Annotated in this window: 18 protein-coding genes; 14 read left to right on the top strand and 4 right to left on the bottom strand. The window is 68.2% G+C overall.

The annotated features are described in order from the left end of the window. From I73_RS29265 to I73_RS19630, 7 genes are all read left to right on the top strand, one after another. Positions 1–1,348 (top strand): 4Fe-4S binding protein (locus I73_RS29265; RefSeq protein ID WP_040501057.1); only part of this gene is annotated, 1,348 nt, incomplete at its 5' end. 18 nt (positions 1,349–1,366) lie between these two features. Further along, the gene (locus I73_RS19650) at positions 1,367–2,359 is read left to right on the top strand and encodes an FAD:protein FMN transferase (RefSeq protein ID WP_022982182.1); all 993 of its coding nucleotides are present in this window, start codon (positions 1,367–1,369) and stop codon (positions 2,357–2,359) included. A gap of 226 nt (positions 2,360–2,585) precedes the next feature. Then, the gene (locus I73_RS19645) at positions 2,586–4,331 is read left to right on the top strand and encodes a PQQ-dependent methanol/ethanol family dehydrogenase (RefSeq protein WP_026096972.1); all 1,746 of its coding nucleotides are present in this window, start codon (positions 2,586–2,588) and stop codon (positions 4,329–4,331) included. Positions 4,332–4,417: 86 nt separating this feature from the next. Next, on the top strand, positions 4,418–4,750 hold the full coding sequence (locus tag I73_RS19640) for a high-potential iron-sulfur protein (RefSeq protein ID WP_022982180.1): 333 nt from the start codon (positions 4,418–4,420) through the stop codon (positions 4,748–4,750). A gap of 48 nt (positions 4,751–4,798) precedes the next feature. Beyond that, positions 4,799–5,158 (top strand): AzlC family ABC transporter permease, encoded by a 360-nt coding sequence (locus tag I73_RS34915; protein WP_374701970.1) that lies wholly within the window; start codon positions 4,799–4,801, stop codon positions 5,156–5,158. 57 nt (positions 5,159–5,215) lie between these two features. Next, a complete protein-coding gene (locus tag I73_RS34910) occupies positions 5,216–5,545 on the top strand; it encodes a hypothetical protein (RefSeq protein WP_374701969.1) in 330 nt (109 codons plus the stop codon). After that, the gene (locus I73_RS19630; protein ID WP_022982179.1) at positions 5,545–5,874 is read left to right on the top strand and encodes an AzlD domain-containing protein; all 330 of its coding nucleotides are present in this window, start codon (positions 5,545–5,547) and stop codon (positions 5,872–5,874) included. The genes I73_RS34910 and I73_RS19630 overlap by 1 nt, the downstream gene beginning before the upstream one ends. Here I73_RS19630 and I73_RS19625 read toward each other — a convergent pair whose 3' ends face one another. Further along, positions 5,875–6,855, bottom strand: coding sequence for a PfkB family carbohydrate kinase (locus I73_RS19625; protein WP_022982178.1), 981 nt, complete (start codon positions 6,853–6,855; stop codon positions 5,875–5,877). A 117-nt stretch (positions 6,856–6,972) separates the two neighbouring features. Between I73_RS19625 and I73_RS19620 the strand changes: the two genes are divergently transcribed. From I73_RS19620 to pyk, 6 genes are all read left to right on the top strand, one after another. Then, positions 6,973–8,166, top strand: coding sequence for a phosphoglycerate kinase (locus I73_RS19620; protein ID WP_022982177.1), 1,194 nt, complete (start codon positions 6,973–6,975; stop codon positions 8,164–8,166). A gap of 102 nt (positions 8,167–8,268) precedes the next feature. Continuing rightward, on the top strand, positions 8,269–9,459 hold the full coding sequence (locus tag I73_RS19615; protein ID WP_022982176.1) for an AAA family ATPase: 1,191 nt from the start codon (positions 8,269–8,271) through the stop codon (positions 9,457–9,459). Further along, positions 9,456–10,058, top strand: coding sequence for a DUF4276 family protein (locus tag I73_RS19610; protein ID WP_022982175.1), 603 nt, complete (start codon positions 9,456–9,458; stop codon positions 10,056–10,058). Before I73_RS19615 ends, I73_RS19610 begins: the two co-directional genes overlap by 4 nt. Positions 10,059–10,100: 42 nt before the next feature. Next, positions 10,101–10,862: a hypothetical protein gene (locus I73_RS19605; protein ID WP_148289863.1), complete on the top strand. Its 762-nt coding sequence runs from the start codon at positions 10,101–10,103 to the stop codon at positions 10,860–10,862. Between the two features lie 176 nt (positions 10,863–11,038). Next, positions 11,039–13,357 carry an NADP-dependent malic enzyme gene (locus I73_RS19600; RefSeq protein WP_022982173.1) on the top strand — a complete coding sequence of 773 codons (2,319 nt, stop codon included), beginning with the start codon at positions 11,039–11,041 and terminating at the stop codon, positions 13,355–13,357. Positions 13,358–13,448: 91 nt separating this feature from the next. Then, positions 13,449–14,879 carry a pyruvate kinase gene (gene pyk / locus I73_RS19595; protein ID WP_022982172.1) on the top strand — a complete coding sequence of 477 codons (1,431 nt, stop codon included), beginning with the start codon at positions 13,449–13,451 and terminating at the stop codon, positions 14,877–14,879. 16 nt (positions 14,880–14,895) lie between these two features. On the opposite strand, the gene I73_RS19590 is transcribed toward pyk, so the two are convergent. Then, entirely contained in the window at positions 14,896–15,735 is an 840-nt protein-coding gene (locus tag I73_RS19590) for a class III extradiol dioxygenase family protein (RefSeq protein WP_022982171.1), read from the bottom strand. 29 nt (positions 15,736–15,764) lie between these two features. Then, positions 15,765–16,103: a protocatechuate 4,5-dioxygenase subunit alpha gene (locus I73_RS19585; protein ID WP_022982170.1), complete on the bottom strand. Its 339-nt coding sequence runs from the start codon at positions 16,101–16,103 to the stop codon at positions 15,765–15,767. An 81-nt stretch (positions 16,104–16,184) separates the two neighbouring features. Here I73_RS19585 and I73_RS19580 point away from each other — a divergent pair, with 81 nt between their 5' ends. Beyond that, positions 16,185–17,093 carry a LysR family transcriptional regulator gene (locus I73_RS19580; protein ID WP_022982169.1) on the top strand — a complete coding sequence of 303 codons (909 nt, stop codon included), beginning with the start codon at positions 16,185–16,187 and terminating at the stop codon, positions 17,091–17,093. A 14-nt stretch (positions 17,094–17,107) separates the two neighbouring features. Here I73_RS19580 and I73_RS19575 read toward each other — a convergent pair. After that, positions 17,108–17,721 (bottom strand): STAS-like domain-containing protein (locus I73_RS19575; protein WP_022982168.1); only part of this gene is annotated, 614 nt, incomplete at its 5' end.

Raw genomic sequence — 17,721 nt, 5'->3', positions numbered from 1 at the left:
GGTGGGCCGCAACCTGCTCAGCGAGGCGGGTTGGGACCACTTGAAGGGCGGGCTCGACCCGGGCGACCACGCTTTGCTGGTGGTGCCCTTGTCGGGCTACAGCTTCGTGGGGGACGACTTCACCCGCGGCGCGGTGCCCGACCGCCTGAACCTGCACCAGGGCGAGCTCTCGATCGAGCTGCGCGACCTGGACCTGGATGAGCCGCTGAAGCTGCCCCCCGGCTGGAACACCCGCGACGCCAAGGTGATGCGCGTGATCGGCGCGGCCGGCCTGGACCCGGGCCAGCCGCTGGACTTCGGCCTGCGGGTGGTGCGTGTCAAAGGCTCGGGCTTTGTCGAGAAGATCGCCCGCGACTTCACGCTGCGCTACCGCCTGCCGGAGGACCAGTTGATCCGCCCCGAGCCGCCGCAGCCGCCCTGGGTGGCGGCCTGGAAGAGCCGTTGGGTCGACCTGACGGTGCTGGCGGTGGCGCTGGCCCTGCTGGGCGGCGCGCTGCTGCGGCCTTCGGTGTGGGTGAGCCGGCCGCAGTGGCTGCCCAGGGCGCGGGTGGGCTTCCTGCTGTTCACGCTGGGCTTCATCGGCTGGTGGGCACAGGGGCAGCTCTCCATCGTCAACCTCACCGCGCTCATCCAGGCCTTGCGCGAGGGGCGCGGCCTGGGCTTCTTCTTGCTCGACCCGATGACGGTGGCGCTGTGGGCCGTGGTGGCGGTGAGCTTGGTGCTGTGGGGCCGCGGCACCTTCTGCGGCTGGCTGTGCCCCTTCGGCGCCTTCCAGGAGCTGGTCTCGCAGTTGGGCCAACGGCTGGGGATCAAGCCCCGGCGCCTGCGCATGGCCTGGGACCGGCGCCTCAAGCGCCTGAAGTACGTCGTGCTGGCGGGGATCGTCGGCGTGGCCGCCGTGGCGCCGGTGCACGGCGCCTGGGTGGACCGGGTGGTGGAGTTCGAACCCTTCAAGACGGCCATCACCCTGGGCTTCCAGCGGGCCTGGCCGGCGGTGGTCTGGGCGGTGGCGCTGCTGGCCCTGTCCCTGTTCCTCTACAAGGGCTTCTGCCGCTACCTGTGCCCGCTGGGCGCGGGCCTGGCCCTGCTGGGCCGGCTGCGCCGCTGGGACTGGATCGCCCGCCGCATGGAGTGCGGCACGCCCTGCCAGACCTGCCGCCACCGCTGCCACTACCAGGCCATCGCGCCCGAGGGCACGGTGGACTACGCCGAGTGCTTCCAGTGCCTGGACTGCGTGGCCATCCACGACGACCCGGCCCGCTGTGCCCCGCTGATCGCCCAGGCGCGCCAGCGGGTGATCCCGATCCGCGCGGTGCCGGCCCAGCGGCCCGGCCGCGCCCCGGCCTGAACCCACAGGAGGTGTGCCATGCGCCGACAACAGTTCCTCCGCTGCGCCCTGGGGGCGCTGCTGGCCCCGGCCGCGGCCCGTGCCGCGACGTCCGCCGAGCCCCTGCACTGGGACACCCGTTCGCTGGTGGGCTTCGGCACCACGCTGAGCCTGCAGGCCGCCCACACCGACCCCGCCCGCCTGCGCGAGGCGCTGGATGCCGCGGTGGCCCTGCTGCAGCGCCTGCACGGGCAGATGAACCTGTTCGACCCGGACAGCGCGCTCTCGCGCCTGAACCGCGAGGGGCGGCTGGCCCGCCCGCCGGCCGAGCTGCTGGGCCTGCTGCGTCGCGCCCAGGCCATCTCGGCGCGCAGCGGAGGCAGCTTCGATGTCACGGTGCAGCCGCTGTGGTTGCTGTACGACCGTTGCCGCCAGCAGGGGCGCTTGCCCACGTCGGCAGAGCGTGAGGCCGCGCGGCAGAAGGTGGGCTGGCAGGGCCTGCAGCTGGGCGAGGACGAGATCCGCCTGGCGCGACCGGGCATGGGCGTCACCCTCAACGGCATCGCACAAGGCCACGCGGCCGACCTGACGGCCCAGCTGCTGCGGCAGCACGGCGTGGCCCATGCCCTGGTGGACGCTGGCGAATGGGCGGCCCAGGGGCACAACGCCAAGGGCCAACCCTGGACGCTGGCGGTGGCCGACCCGCGCCAGGCCGACGCCTGGGTGGACCGGGTGGGTCTGCGGGGGGGCGCCTGTCTGGCCACCTCGGCCGACAACCCGAGCTGCTTCACGCCGGACTTTCGTCACCACCACATCCTCGATCCACGCACCGGCGATTCGCCGCCGGCCTTGGCCGAGGTCAGCGTGCTGGCGCGCGAAGGCGCGCTGGCCGATGCGCTGACCAAGGTCGTCTTCATGGCCGGCCCGCAGGGCGCCGCGGCCGTGGCGCGGGACTGGGGCGTGGCGGTGCTGACCATCGACAAGGCCGGCCGGCGCCGGTCCAGTGCGGGTTGGCCCGGGCTTGGCGCCTGAGCCGGCTGTCCCGCTGCGACGCGTCGACCTGGGACACCTTGTGTTCGAGCTTGTAGCAACCCAGGACCTGACGAACGGGGAAACCCGTGGAGTGACAGGCCCTTGCAGTCCCGCAAGGGCCCCGGAATCCGGCCCCGGCCATGGCACGGACATTGCGCTGTTTGACAGCGCTCAACCGCATCGCCAGTCCGGTCCACCGGACGGCGCCCACCCACGAGGAGACAACATGCGACCGACCCTCTTGAACTTGATGATGGCCATCGGCCTGGCTGCCGCCGCCACTTCCCACGCCGCTGGCGTGACCGATCAGATGATCGACACCGAGTCTTCGGCCTCGGGCAACGTGCTGAGCTGGGGAGGTACGCCGCAAGGCCAGCGCTTCTCGCCGCTCAACAAGATCAACACCGCCAACGTCAGCAAGCTCACCCCCGCGTGGGCTTTCTCTTTCGGTGGTGAGAAGCAGCGCGGCCAGGAATCCCAGCCCGTGGTCTACAACGGCCGGATGTTCATCACCGGTTCGTACTCGCGCCTGTACGCGCTGGACGCCGCCACCGGCAAGAAGCTCTGGAAGTACGAGCACCGCCTGCCCGAGGGCATCATGCCCTGCTGCGACGTGGTCAACCGCGGTGCCGCGCTGTATGACGACCTGGTGATCTTCGCCACGCTGGACGCCCAGCTGGTGGCCCTGAAGCAGGACACCGGTGAGCTGGCCTGGAAGACCAAGATCGACGACTACTCGGCCGGCTACTCGGCCACCGCCGCGCCCATCATCGCCAACGGCCTGCTGCTGACCGGCGTGTCCGGCGGCGAGTTCGGGGTGGTCGGCCGTGTCGAGGCGCGTGACCCCAAGACCGGCAAGCTGGTCTGGACCCGCCCGACCGTTGAAGGCCACATGGGCTACATCTGGGACAAGGACGGCACCAAGAAGGAAAACGGCATCTCCGGCACGACCAACCAGACCTGGCCGGGTGACCTGTGGAAGACCGGTGGCGCGGCCACCTGGCTGGGCGGCACCTACGACGCCAAAACCGGCCTGGCCTACTTCGGCACCGGCAACCCGGCGCCCTGGAACAGCCACCTGCGCAAGGGTGACAACCTGTTCTCCTGTTCCACCGTCGCCATCGACGTGAAGACCGGCAAGATCGTCTGGCACTACCAGGGCACGCCCAACGACAGCTGGGACTTCGACGGCGCCAACGAGTTCATCACCTTCGACCAGGACGGCAAGCGCCTGGGCGCCAAGGCCGACCGCAACGGCTTCTTCTACGTGCTGGACGCCAACACCGGCAAGCTGCAGAACGCCTTCCCCTTCGTCAAGAAGATCACCTGGGCCACGGGCGTGGACCTGAAGACCGGCCGTCCGAACTTCGTGCCGGAAAACCGCCCGGGTGACCCGACCGCCGGTGACGGCAAGAAGGGCAGCGAGGTGTTTGCAGCACCGGGCTTCCTGGGCGGCAAGAACCAGATGCCGATGGCCTACAGCCCGCAGACCCACCTGTTCTACGTGCCCTCCAACGAGTGGGGCATGGAGATCTGGAACGAGCCGGTGGCCTACAAGAAGGGCGCGGCCTACCTGGGCGCGGGCTTCACCATCAAGCCGCTCAACGAGGACTACATCGGCGCCCTGCGCGCGGTGGACCCCAAGACCGGCAAGATCGTCTGGGAAGTCAAGGACAACGCTCCGCTGTGGGGGGGTGTGTTGACCACCGGCGGCAACCTGGTGTTCTGGGGCACGCCCGAGGGCTACCTGAAGGCTGCCGACGCCAAGACCGGCAAGGTGGTGTGGGAGTTCCAGACCGGCTCGGGCGTGGTGGCGCCTCCGATCACCTGGCAGCAGAACGGTGAGCAGTATGTCGCCGTGGCCTCGGGCTGGGGTGGTGCCGTGCCGCTGTGGGGCGGTGAGGTGGCCAAGCGGGTCAACTTCCTGGAGCAGGGCGGCACCATGTGGGTGTTCAAGCTGCCCAAGAGCTGATCCCTTCCTGAAACTTTGATGACCGGGGAGGGGGCCCGAGGCCCCCTCCCGCGCCGGAGGCTTGCCGTCCGGCTGGAGCATGCAGCATGAACTCTTCCTTCTTCTCCCGTCGCGTCTTCATGATCCAGGCCCTGGGTGTGGCCGGCGCCGGTGTGGCCCTGTCCGAATCGGCCCTGGCCGCCCTGCCGGTCAAGCATCTCGAGGAAACCGACGAGACCGCGGTGGCCCTGGGCTACAAGCACGACACCACCAAGGTCGACAGCGCCAAGTTCCCCAAGCACCAGCCCTCGCAGCGCTGCGCCGATTGCGGCTTCTTCCAGGGGGCCGCCGGCGACGAATGGGCCGGCTGCGCCATGTTCGGCCGCAAGCAGATCCACGCCAACGGCTGGTGCAACGCCTGGGTCAAGAAGCCCGCCTGACCATCCCGCCGGTGACCGGGGCCAAGGGCCCTCGGCCACAATGGCGACATGCATGACGACACCTCCGGGACCTCGCCGCTGTGGCGGGATCCCGCGTTCGCCCGGGGTTTCCGGGAACTGGGCAGTGCCTCGCTGGGCATTGGCGCCTGGGGCCTGGTGACAGGCGTGGCCATGGTCAAGAGCGGCCTGGGCGTGCCCCTGTCGCTGGCCATGACCCTGCTGGTCTTTGCCGGCAGCGCCCAACTCGCGGCCCTGCCGCTGATCGTGCAGGGCGCGCCGATGTGGCTGGTCTGGGCCACCGCGGCCTGCGTCAACCTGCGCTTCGTCATCTTCAGCGCCGGCTGGCGGCCCTACTTCGGCCACCGCCCCTTTTGGCAGAAAGGGGGCCCATGCCTACCTGGCCGGTGACCTGAACTACGTCCTGTTCGTCAGGGCCTACCCCGATCCGGTGCCCCAAGCCAGCCAGTGGCCCTTCTTTGGGGCGGGGCGGCGGTGAATTGGCTGGCCTGGCAGGGCTTCTCGGTGCTGGGGATCGTGCTGGCCCACCACATCCCGACCGAATGGGGCCTGGGCTTTGCCGGCACCCTGGCGCTGATGGGTCTGACCGGCACCCTGCTGGTGGACCGTGCCACCTGGGTGGCCGGCGCGGTGGCAGCCTGTGCCGCGCTGGCGGCCTACGCGCTGCCGCTCAAGCTCAACATCCTGGTGGCCATTGCCGCAGCGGTGGCCATCGGCCTGGTGATGGACCACCTCGCCCCCGCCAGCCGCATGCTGGCGCAGCGCAAGGAGCTGTGATGAGCCCCTTGGAGATCTGGATCACCCTGATCGGCATGACGGTGATCACCATCGTGACCCGGGGCTTCTTCTCGCTGCCGCGGCGCGACATCCCCATGCCCGGCTGGCTGCGCGACGCGCTGCGCTATGCGCCGCTGGCGGCGCTGATGGCGGTGGTGGCACCCGAGGTGCTGATGGACCACGGCCAACTGCTGCACAGCTGGCAGGCGCCTCGCCTGTGGGCCGCACTGGCGGCGGCCGGCTGGTTCGCCTGGCGGCGCGACATCCTGGGCACCATCCTTTGCGGCACGGCCGTCATGCTGGTGCTGCGCCTGGGCTGGGGCGGCTGATCAGCCCCCGGTGGCGTCCAGCTCGGCCCGGGTCGGAGGCTGGCAGCCGGCGCGAGCGCAGTTGAGCGCGGCGGCGCGCAGCGCACGCCGCAGGGTGGCGTCCACCCTTGGCGCGGCGGCACCGGGGGCGTGCTGCGCGTCCTCCAGCCCGTCCGCTAGCCAGTCGGCCAGGCAGGTGCCCCAGAAGGTGTCGCCCGCGCCCACCGTGTCCACCAGCTGCGTGGCCGCGGCCGGCAAGGCGGCGCTGTGGTCCCCCACATTCAGCCAGGCGCCTTGTGCGCCGAAGGTGAGGGCGCCACGCCGGTGGGAGGGTTGTCGCAGGCGCTGCCACAGGGCAGGGGCTTCGTTCAGCGACGGGAGGGCGGGGAGGTCCATCAGCACGGCCAGGTCTTCGTCGCTGGCCTTGACCCAATGTGCGTGCGCCAGAGCGGCCCACACGGCCGCGCGGTAGGCGTCCAGGTCCGCGGCCAGGCGCGGGCGCAGGTTGATGTCCAGGCTGATCGTCCAGCCGCGTGCGGCCAGCGCCTCCATCACCGCCAGCGTGGCCTCGTGCTGCGGCGGCACCAGCATCAGCGAGCCGGTGTGCAGCACGCCGGGTGGTTGCTCCGCCAGCGCCGCCAGCACCGAGGCGGGCGACCAGTCCCGGTCGGCAATGCCCTCGCGGTAGAAGCCGTAGCGGGCGTTGTCGCCCTCGAAGCTGACCACCGCCAGCGCGGTGGGCCAGGGGCTGGCGGGGGCCGCCGGGTGGATGCCATCGGCCAGCGCCTGACGCCGCAGGGCCTGGCCGAAGGCGTCGGTGGAGAAAGGCGTCAGCCAGCGCACGGCACGGCCCTGGCGGGCGGCCGCGCGGGCCAGGTTGAAGGGGCTGCCGCCCATGCGGGGAAGCAGGCGGCCGTCGGGCTCGGCAAAGCAGTCCATCAGGGCCTCGCCCAGCACATGCAGGACGGGAGCGGACGGGGCGACGGCGGGAGGCTGTGGCATGGTGAACAGAGGGGACGCGATCCTCAATATACGGGGCCGCGTTTGGCCTTCTGGGTCAGCGCGGCCAAAATAGCGGTTTCACCCTGGTTACCAACCCACGTCTTCCTCGATACCACCATGAACGTCATCCGTTTCGCCGATCTCGTTGCCCAAGGCCAAGTGGCGGGCCAGCGCGTCTTCATCCGCGCCGACCTGAACGTCCCGCTGGACGACGCGGGCCGCATCACCGAGGACACCCGCATCCGCGCCTCGGTGCCCTGCATCGAGATGGCCCTGCAGGCCGGCGCCGCGGTGATGGTCACCTCCCACCTGGGCCGCCCCACCGAGGGGGCGTTCAAGCCCGAGGACTCGCTGGCCCCGGTGGCCGCGCGCCTGTCCGAGCTGCTGGGCCGCGAGGTCAAGCTGGTCGTGAACTGGGTCGACGGCGTGGACGTGGCCCCCGGCCAGGTCGTGCTGCTGGAGAACTGCCGCGTCAACGTCGGCGAGAAGAAGAACAAGCCCGAGCTGGCGCAGAAGATGGCCGCCCTGTGCGACATCTACGTCAACGACGCCTTCGGCACCGCCCACCGCGCCGAGGGCACCACCTACGGCATCGCCGAATACGCCAAGGTCGCCTGCGCCGGCCCGCTGCTGGCCGCCGAGATCGACGCCATCACCCAGGCCTTGGCCAACCCCAAGCGCCCGTTGATTGCGATCGTCGCCGGCTCCAAGGTCTCGACCAAACTGACCATCCTGCAAAGCCTGTCGAGCAAGGTCGACGGCCTGATCGTGGGTGGCGGCATCGCCAACACCTTCCTGCTGGCCGCCGGCCAGAAGATCGGCAAGAGCCTGGCCGAGCCGGACCTGGTGGGCGAGGCCACCGCGGTGATCGCCGCCATGAAGGCCCGCGGCGCCGAGGTGCCCATCCCCGTGGACGTGGTCTGCGCCAAGACCTTCGCCGCCGATGCGCCGACCACCGTCAAGGACGCCAGCGAGGTGGCCGACGACGACCTGATCCTGGACATCGGCCCGAAGACGGCCGCCATCCTGGCCGACAAGCTCAAGGCGGCGGGCACCATCGTCTGGAACGGCCCGGTGGGCGTGTTCGAGTTCGACGCCTTCGCCCACGGCACCGAGACCATCGCCCGGGCGATCGCCCAGAGCCCGGCCTTCAGCATCGCCGGCGGCGGCGACACCCTGGCGGCCATCGCCAAGTACGGCATCGAGCAGGACGTGGGCTACATCTCCACCGGCGGCGGCGCCTTCCTGGAGGTGCTGGAAGGCAAGACCCTGCCGGCCTTCGAGATCCTGGCCAAGCGCGCGGCCGGTTGAGCAAGCCAGCAGGGACAATGCTGATACTGCGTCTGTCCCGCCAAAGTGTCAGCCCCGACGATCGGGTGCTGGCAGCTGAGGTGTCTGGCTGGAGTCCATGCCATGAGAATCGAATCCATTCGACTGAGAAATTACAAGGCCTTCCGAGACGTGCACCTCACGGACCTTCCAGGATTTCTGGTGGTGGTGGGTGCAAACGGGACCGGCAAGACAACCTTGTTCGATGTCTTCGGCTTTCTGCATGACAGTCTGACCGGAACTGTGCGCCAGGCGCTAGACAAGCGTGGACGGTTTCGAGAGGTGATCAGCCGCGGTGCGATGGAGGGTGAAACGATCCTCATCGAATTGCAATACCGCATGGAGATCACGGGCACCAATCGGCTGGTGACCTACTCGTTGGAGATCGCCGAGGAGGATGGTCAGCCCGTGGTGCGCAGAGAAACCTTGCGCTACAAGCGTGGGAGGCATGGCAAGCCGTTTCACTTCCTCGACTTCAGCAACGGCCAGGGCTACGCCGTGACCAATGAAGAGGACTTCCAGCGCGAGGACGAAGAACTGACGCGGGAGGAGCAGCGCGTAGCGTCGGACTCGCTGGCCATCAAGGGTCTGGGCCAGTTGGAACGATTCAAGGCAGCCAATGCGTTTCGGGCACTGATGGAATCCTGGCACGTGTCGGACTTCCACATCTCGGCAGCGCGAGGCCGTAAGGAAGTGGTCGGCAATCAGGAGCACCTGACGCCGACTGGTGACAACCTGCCGCTCGTGGCGCGCTATTTGTTCGAACATCACCCAGAGCGCTTTGCGGCCATTCTTCGCACCATGACCGAGCGTGTACCCGGCGTGGCCAGCGTGGAGCCGCGGTTGACCGAAGACGGCTACCTCACACTGCGCTTTCAAGATGGCAGCTTCAAGACGCCATTTCTTGATCGCTACGTGTCGGACGGTACGATCAAGATGTTCGCCTATCTGGTGTTGTTGAACGATCCGGCCCCCCACCCCCTGCTGTGCGTTGAGGAGCCCGAGAACCAGCTCTATCCCAAGCTGATGGTCGAGTTGGCCGAAGAGTTCCGGGCCTATTCGGACAGGGGCGGGCAGGTCATGGTCTCCACCCACTCGCCAGACTTTCTCAATGCCGTTGAGCTTGAAGAGGTCTGCTGGCTGGTCAAGCGGGATGGCTGCACGCAGGTGCGCCGCGCTCGTGATGACGCGCAGCTTGCTGCCTGCGTGGCCGAGGGTGACCAACTGGGCTATCTCTGGAAGCAAGGCCTGTTCGACGGAGTCGACCCGGCATGAAGGAGCTTGTCTTCCTGTTGGAAGAGGCCTCGGCAGAGGCCTTGTTGAAGAGCCTCTTGCCCCGCTTTCTTCCGGCGGGGTTGATGATTCGCTTTCAGGTTTTCGAGGGCAAGCAGGATCTTGAGCGGCACATCGCCAAGCGCCTGCGATCCTGGCAGAACCCTGGTGCGCGCTTCATTGTGCTGCGTGACCAGGACAGCGAGCCGGATTGCCAGGCGCTGAAAGCCCGACTGATCGATCGGTGTCAGGCCTCCGATAAGGGGGATCGCGCCATGGTGCGAATTGCCTGCCGTGAGCTGGAGGCCTTCTATCTGGCCGATCTCGCTGCCGTCGAGAGGGCGTTGGGAATCGGCGGTCTGGCAGCCAAGCAGGCGGGCGCCAAATACCGCACTCCAGACCGGTTGGAAAGCCCAAGTCGGGAATTGCGACAACTGACTCGTCACCGATATCAGAAGGTGGCAGGCTCGCGGGCGTTGGGCGCTGAGCTGGATGTTGCCAATGAACGTTCCAAGAGCTTCAAGAATCTGATGGCTGCCGTGCGCCGCCAAGTTGAATTGCTCGACGCTGAGGGCTCGGATGGTCAATTCGGTTCTGTGTAGGGGTGACTGATGCGTGCTGCATTGGATTGACCGAAGCTGACGATGTCTGACGAGAATGGATCTGTCAGATCAGGCCCCTGGGACCTGGAAGAACTGCGTCGTACTGTCGAGGCGCACTTCGGGGAGGAACGTGCCAATCATTGCTGGAAGTCACTGCAGTCGATCGTCGAAAGGCAATCCTTCGCTGGATATCACTTTCGCGAATACCTCCGGCTGATCGCAGTGAGGTTCCCCGCCGGCAGAACCCACGAAGAAGAACTGATCACCATGTTCACGAATGAAGATCAGGCCCTGCGCAACTTGCGTGTGGAACAGGAAGCCGCTGCCCACGTGGTTGCATGCATGCAGAGCATTCACTCCGTGAACGATACCTTGGCTCATATCATCTTCTGGGCGTTGGCGCCAATGTGGCCTCGCCTGGAACAGCTTGGCGAACATGGCGTTGATCTTCCGAGACTGGGAGGCGTCTTGTCAGACGGGCCCCTCACCGTCGAAATGAACGCGATGATCAACACGCTGATTGAGCATCCCGACATGGTCTACCTTTCTGATGTGGTCAACCATGGTAAGCATCGTCGGATCGTTGGACCAAAGATCACGGTCGACGTTGACTCTGACGGTCTGGCCAAGCCAGTGCTTGAGATTGAGTCGTTTCAGCACGTCACAAGGGCTGTCACTCGGATCTACGATGCGCGGGCTGTCGACTCGTTCTTGAACATCGTTTATGGACTTCAGTCGCAAACCGTGGTCTCGATTGGCCGATCGATACGCCCGCTCATCTTGGCAAAGCGGTTTGGGCAGTAGTACTCCATTGACTGAGCGAGGGATGTCTCGCGACATGGCGTTATGCAAGTTTTGCATGACGTCGTCGTCGCAGGCGAATTTGCGTTCGGTCAGGAATAGATTGTGCGTCCGCTGTCGCGGATGCCATCGGCCATCGGGGTCGGCGGCATCCGCGCACCTTTTTGACGCCACCCTTCATGACCAAGCCTTCTCTTTCGCCTGCCGAACAAGCCCTGCGCGACGCTGCGCTGGAATACCACCGCAGCCCGACGCGCGGCAAGATCGCCGTCACGCCGACCAAGCCCCTGGCCAACCAGCGTGACCTGAGCCTGGCGTATTCGCCGGGGGTGGCCTACGCCTGCCTGGCGATCGAGGAGGACCCCTCGCTGGCGGCCGATTACACCTCGCGCGCCAATCTGGTGGGCGTGGTGACCAACGGCACCGCGGTGCTGGGCCTGGGCAACATCGGCCCGCTGGCCGGCAAGCCGGTGATGGAAGGCAAGGGCTGCCTGTTCAAGAAGTTCGCCGGCGTCGATGTGTTCGACATCGAGCTGGCCGAGCACGACCCCGACAAGCTGGTCGACATCATCGCGGCGATGGAGCCCACGCTGGGTGGCATCAACCTCGAGGACATCAAGGCCCCCGAGTGCTTCTACATCGAGAAGAAGCTGCGCGAGCGCCTCTCGATCCCCGTCTTCCACGACGACCAGCACGGCACGGCCATCATCTCCAGCGCCGCCCTGCTCAACGGCCTGGAGCTGGTGGGCAAGAAGATCGGCGAGGTCAAGCTGGCCGTCTCCGGTGCTGGCGCCGCGGCCATCGCCTGCCTGGACCTGATGGTCAACCTGGGGGTGAAGACCGAGAACATCTTCGTCTGCGACTCCAAGGGCCTGATCCAGAGCGAGCGTGCGGACGCCGTCGCCGGCAAGCTCGACGAATCCAAGCAGCGCTTCTGCCAGAAGACCGCCGGCCGCACCCTGGCCGATGCGGTCAAGGACGCCGACGTCTTCCTGGGCTGCTCCACCGCCGGTGTGCTGACCGGCGAGATGGTCGCCACCATGGCGCGCGATCCCATCATCCTGGCGCTGGCCAACCCCGAGCCGGAGATCCGCCCCGAGATCGCCAAGGCCGCGCGCCCGGACTGCATCATCGCCACCGGCCGCTCGGACTACCCGAACCAGGTCAACAACGTCCTGTGCTTCCCCTACATCTTCCGCGGCGCGCTGGACTGCGGCGCCACCAAGATCACCGAGGCCATGAAGGTGGCCTGCGTGCATGAGATCGCCGCGCTGGCCAAGGCCGAGGCCTCCGATGAGGTGGCCGCCGCCTACGCCGGCAAGGACCTGCGCTTCGGCCCGGATTACCTGATCCCCACGCCCTTCGACGCCCGCCTGATCCTGCGCATCGCGCCGGCCGTGGCGCGTGCCGCGGCCGAATCCGGCGTGGCCACCCGGCCCATCGCCGACCTGGACGCCTACCGCGTCAGCCTGAGCCAGTACGTCTACCAGACCGGCATGTTCATGCGTCCGGTGTTCGTGGCCGCCAAGGCCGCGCCGGCCCGCGTGGTCTATGCTGAAGGCGAGGACGAGCGCGTGCTGCGCGCGGTGCAGGAGGTGATCTACGAAGGCCTGGCCAAGCCCATCCTGATCGGCCGCCCGGCCGTGGTGGCCATGCGCATCGAGCGTGCCGGCCTGCGTCTGAAGGCCGGCGTGGACTTCGAACTGGTCAACCCCGAGGACGATCCGCGCTTCCGCGAGTGCTGGGAGGCCTACCACCGCCAGATGGCCCGTGACGGCGTCTCGCCCGAGGCGGCCAAGGCCGCGGTGCGTCGCTCCAACACCCTGATCGCCAGCCTGCTGGTCAAGCTGGGCTATGCCGATGCGATGCTGTGCGGCCTGGTGGGCCGCTTCGACGCCCACTTCGACCACATCAGCGCAGTGATCGGTGCCCGCGCCGGGGTCTCGACGATGGCGACGATGAACGCGCTGATCATGGACCAGCAGACCCTGTTCATCACCGACACCTTCGTCAACGAACTGCCCTCGGCCGAGGAACTGGCCAGCATCGCCCTGATGGCCGCCGAAGAGGTGCAGCGCTTCGGCCTGCCGCCCAAGGTGGCCTTCCTGAGCCACTCGATGTTCGGCAGCTCCAACCGGCCCAGCGCCAAGCGCATGCGCGCCGCGCGCGACCTGTTCGTCGCCCGCGCGCCGCAGATCGAGTGCGATGGCGAGATGCAGGGCGACGCGGCCCTGTCCGAGAGCGTGCGTGACGTGCGCCTGCCGGACTCGACGCTGAGCGGTGCGGCCAATGTGCTGGTGATGCCCAACCTGGACGCCGCCAACATCCTGTTCAACGTGCTGAAGGTGTCCTCCGGCCACAACGTGACGGTGGGCCCCATCCTGCTGGGCGCGGCCGCTCCGGCCCACATCCTGACCCCGCAGGCCTCGATGCGCCGGGTGGTCAACATGACGGCCCTGGCCTCGGCCGACGTGGCCGCGGCGCGCGCCTCGGCCTGAGGCTGCGCGCGGGGCGCGGGCTGCGGATAATCCGTGGACACGGCGCGGGCATGGGTGCCCGCCGCCGCCACACCACAGGAGACCGCCGCCCATGCCCCGTGCCACCAAGATCGTCGCCACCCTCGGCCCCGCTTCCAGTGACCCGGTGGTCCTGGAGCGGCTCATCGCGGCCGGGGTGGACGTGGTCCGGCTGAACTTCAGCCACGGCAGCGCCCAGGACCACATCGACCGGGCCGCGCTGGTGCGCGAGATCGCCGCCCGGCTGGGCAAGCCGGTGGCCCTGATGGCCGACCTGCAAGGCCCCAAGATCCGTGTGGGCAAGTTCGCCCAGGGCAAGGTGATGCTGGAGCCCGGCGCGCCCTTCGTGCTGGATGCCGCGCGCACCGAGCCCGGCGACGTGAACGGCGTGGGGCTGGACTACAAGGAGCTGCCGCGCGACGTGCGCCCGGGTGACGTGTTGCTGCTCAACGACGGTCTGATCGTGCTGACGGTGGCCCAGGTGCAGGGCGACCAGGTCCACACCGTCGTCACCATCGGCGGCGAGCTGTCCAACAACAAGGGCATCAACAAGCAGGGCGGTGGCCTGACGGCGCCGGCCCTGACCGCCAAGGACATGGAGGACATCAAGACCGCGATGTCCTTCCAGTGCGACTACCTGGCGGTGAGCTTTCCCAAGAACGCCACCGACATGGAGATGGCCCGCCAGCTGGCCAACGTGGCCGGCGAGCCCTGGCGCCACAAGCCGGCCATGATCGCCAAGATCGAGCGCACCGAGGCCATCCCCCAACTGGAAGCCATCCTCAAGGCCAGCGACGGCATCATGGTGGCCCGTGGTGACCTGGCTGTCGAGGTGGGCAATGCCGCGGTGCCGGGCCTGCAGAAGAAGATGATCCGCATGGCCCGCGAGATGGACAAGGTCGCCATCACCGCCACGCAGATGATGGAGTCCATGATCCAGAACCCGGTGCCCACCCGGGCCGAGGTCTCGGATGTGGCCAACGCGGTGCTGGACGGCACCGACGCGGTGATGCTCAGCGCCGAGACCGCCGCCGGTCGCTATCCGGTGGAGACGGTGCAGCACATGGCCGCCATCGCCGAGGAAGCCGAGCGCACCGAGGACGTCCGGCTGGACGCCCAGTTCAGCGACCGCATCTACGGCCGCATCGACCAGGCCATCGCGATGGGCGCGCTGTTCACCGCCTACCACCTGGGCTGCAAGGCCATCATCGCGCTGACCGAATCGGGCTCGACCCCGCTGTGGATGAGCCGGCACAACATCCATGTGCCCATCTACGGCCTGACCAGCCAGCCCATCGCCCGGGGCCGCATGGCCCTGTACCGCAATGTGCGGGCGCTGCTGGTGCCGCGCTACACCGATCGCGAGCAGGCCCTGGCCGAGGCCGAGAACCTGCTGGTGGCCAGCGGCGTGCTCCGGCCCGGCGACACCTATGCCATCACCTGCGGCGAGCCCATGGGCACACCGGGCGGCACCAACATGCTCAAGGTCTGCCGCGTGGGGTGATCCGGCCGGCGCGGCCTTAGGCCGCCGGGGCCATCACCATCAGGCCGGCGGCGGTGTTGGAGATGGGGATGTGGTAATTGCGGTGCAGCTCGCGCGCGCCTTCGCCCAGGGCGCCGCGGGCGGCCAGCCACATCAGCAGCTCGATGCCCTGGGTGCCGGCCTTCTCGACCAGCTCGGCCGAATTCCACTGCGTGGCCCACAGCGGGTCCGCCGTCAGGCTGTCCATGAAGGCCAGGTCGAAGGGCTTGTTGATGAAGCCCGCCCGCTCGCCTTCGAGCTGGTGGGACAGGCCGCCGGTGCCCAGGATCAGCACCCGCTTGTCGCTGTCCCAGGCCCGCACCGCCTGGCCGATGGCCTCGCCCAGCTTCCAGCAGCGGCGGGCCGAGGGCACCGGGAACTGGACCGTGTTGATGCACACCGGCACCACCTGGACCGGCCAGTCCTGCTCCGGCCACAGCAGGGCCATCGGCAGGGTGAAAGCGTGGTCGACCAGCATCTCCTGGCAGGTGGTCAGGTCGAACTCGGCGTCGGTGAGCTGCTGGATCAGGTGCCAGGACAGATCCTGGTCCCCGGTGAAGGGCGGGATGGTGGGGATGCCCCAGCCCTCGTCGGCGTGGGTGTAGCGGGGGGCGGCTCCCACCGCGAAGGCGGGCATCTTGTCGAGGAAGAAGTTCAGGCCGTGGTCGTTGTAGAGCACGACCACGGTGTCCGGGCGGACGTCGCGCAGCCAGCTGCGGGCGTTGACGTAGCCGTCGAAGAAGGGCTTCCAGTAGGGCTCGTCCTGAAGCTGCTGGAAGATGGCCTTGCCGATGGCAGGCACGTGCGAAGTGGTGATGGCGCCGACGATCTCAGCCATGGTGTCTGTTCTCCTGAGGGTGGGCTGACTCAGCCGCGGGCGTAGGCGTCGAGCTTGGCCTGGAAGGCTTGCTTGCTCAGGCCGGTCTGCTGGGCGCCGATGTCCTGCATGTCCAGGCCGAAGATGCCGGCGAACTTGGCCAGGTAGTAGGCATTGCCGCCGGCGGCCAGCAGCTGCAGCACATTGCGCGCCCGGATGGCGGCGGCCTGTTCCTCGTTCAGCCCGTAGCGGGCCATGTAGCCGGCCTCGTCGGCCAGGAAGGCCTGTCGGTTGGCCGCCTCGTTGAACGAGAAGCACATCTTGTTGAGGGCGTAGCCCTTGCGGGCCATGTCGGCATCGAAGAGCTGCGTGCCGGGGATGTTGCACATGAGGGGGTCTCCGCAGGGGTGAGGTGCGCCAGTATGCGAATGCCCATGCTTTCGATAAATGGATGGATACTCATGTGAGACATGAATGAAATCGATCATTTGGATCTGGATGGCCACGCCTTGCGTCTGCTGCTGACGGTGCACGAGGAAGGCTCCATCACCCGTGCGGCCCAGCGCCTGGGGCTGACCCAGTCGGCCGTCAGCCACGGGCTGGATCGGCTGCGGGCCATCGTGGGCGATCCGCTGTTCGTGAAGTCGGGCCGGGGCATCGTGGCCACCGACCAGGCCGGCCAGTTGGCCCGCCGGGCCCGCACCCTGCTGGAGGACCTGCGGGCCTTCAGCCTGGCGGCCGGTTTCGAGCCCGCGCGGCTGGCCACGCAGTTCACCGTCGCGGCCAATGACCTGCAGCGCGATCTGTTGCTGCCGGCGTGGCTGCGGCGCCTGCGGGCCCAGGCGCCGCAGGTCAGCCTGCGGGTGATTCCCTCGGGCGCGCCGGGCGCCGAGCTGCTGCGCGAGGGCGAATGCGATCTGGTGATCACGCCCCGGCCCCCGGTGGCGAGCGACATTCTGCAGAAGCGCCTTTTCGCAGACCGCTATGCGGTGTTCTACGACCCCGCCTGTCGCGCCGCGCCGGCCACCCGGGCGGCCTACCTCGCGGCCGAGCATGTGACGGTGCTGTACGAGCCGCGGCGGGCCCTGGATGTGGACCGCTGGCTGGCCGACCAGGGCGTGGCGCGGCGCTTTGTGGCCACCGTGCCCGGCATGGCGGCCCTGGCGGCGCTGCTGCGCGGTGGCGACTGGGTGGCGACGGCGCCCTCCCTGATGGGGCGCGGGGCGCTGCAGGGTCTGGCGCAGGTGCCGGTGCCGCTGAAAACGCCCGAGATGCCCATGTACGCGGTCTGGCACCAGCGCCACCAGCATGATCCGGTGCACCGCTGGCTGCGCGAGCACCTGCAGACGGTGGTCGGGCCCGCGCTGGCGGCGGGCTGAGCCGCCGCCCCGGATCAGCCGGCCTGGGCCATGGCGATCATGCGAGCCACTGCCTCATTGGCATGGCGCACCACCAGCTCCACGCCATGGGGTTCGCGCGCGAAGACCCGGAACAGCTCATCGGCGAAGCCATGGCCGATGCGGGTCACGCCACTGAAGTCCAGTTCAGCCTGACGGAACTGCCCCAGACGGGCGGCCACGCGGCGGGCCTGGGCGCGCGATTCCAACGCCACCAGCTCACTGGTCAACAGTCGCAGCGGCAACAGGGTGCGCTCCAGGCCATAGCCTTCGCCGTCCAGGCTGGCTGAGCGCAGGACCTCGTCGAGCCGGCGTTCGGTGTCCAGGCGGATGGCCAGGTAGATGGCGCTGCCCACCTCGCGCATGGCGCGGCCGCGCACCCATTGCTGGGGCTGCCACTCCCGGTGCTGGTAGGCCACGGCATTGGCATGCAGGTCCATCACGTCTGCCAGCCGGGCCAGGTAGAACAGGCCGCGGCCCGTGTGGCGGGCGGGCTGGCTGGTCACCCGGCCCTTGCTCAGCTCCAGCACGGCCAGCGCCGGATCGTCGATGGCGAAATCTGCCGGATCGTCTCGAACAGGCCCCGGCCATTTTCCGAAACCAGCACCTG

Source organism: Ideonella sp. B508-1, assembly GCF_000333615.1.
Classification (GTDB): Bacteria; Pseudomonadota; Gammaproteobacteria; order Burkholderiales; family Burkholderiaceae_C; genus Ideonella.
This window is presented reverse-complemented; position numbering and strand designations above follow the sequence as displayed.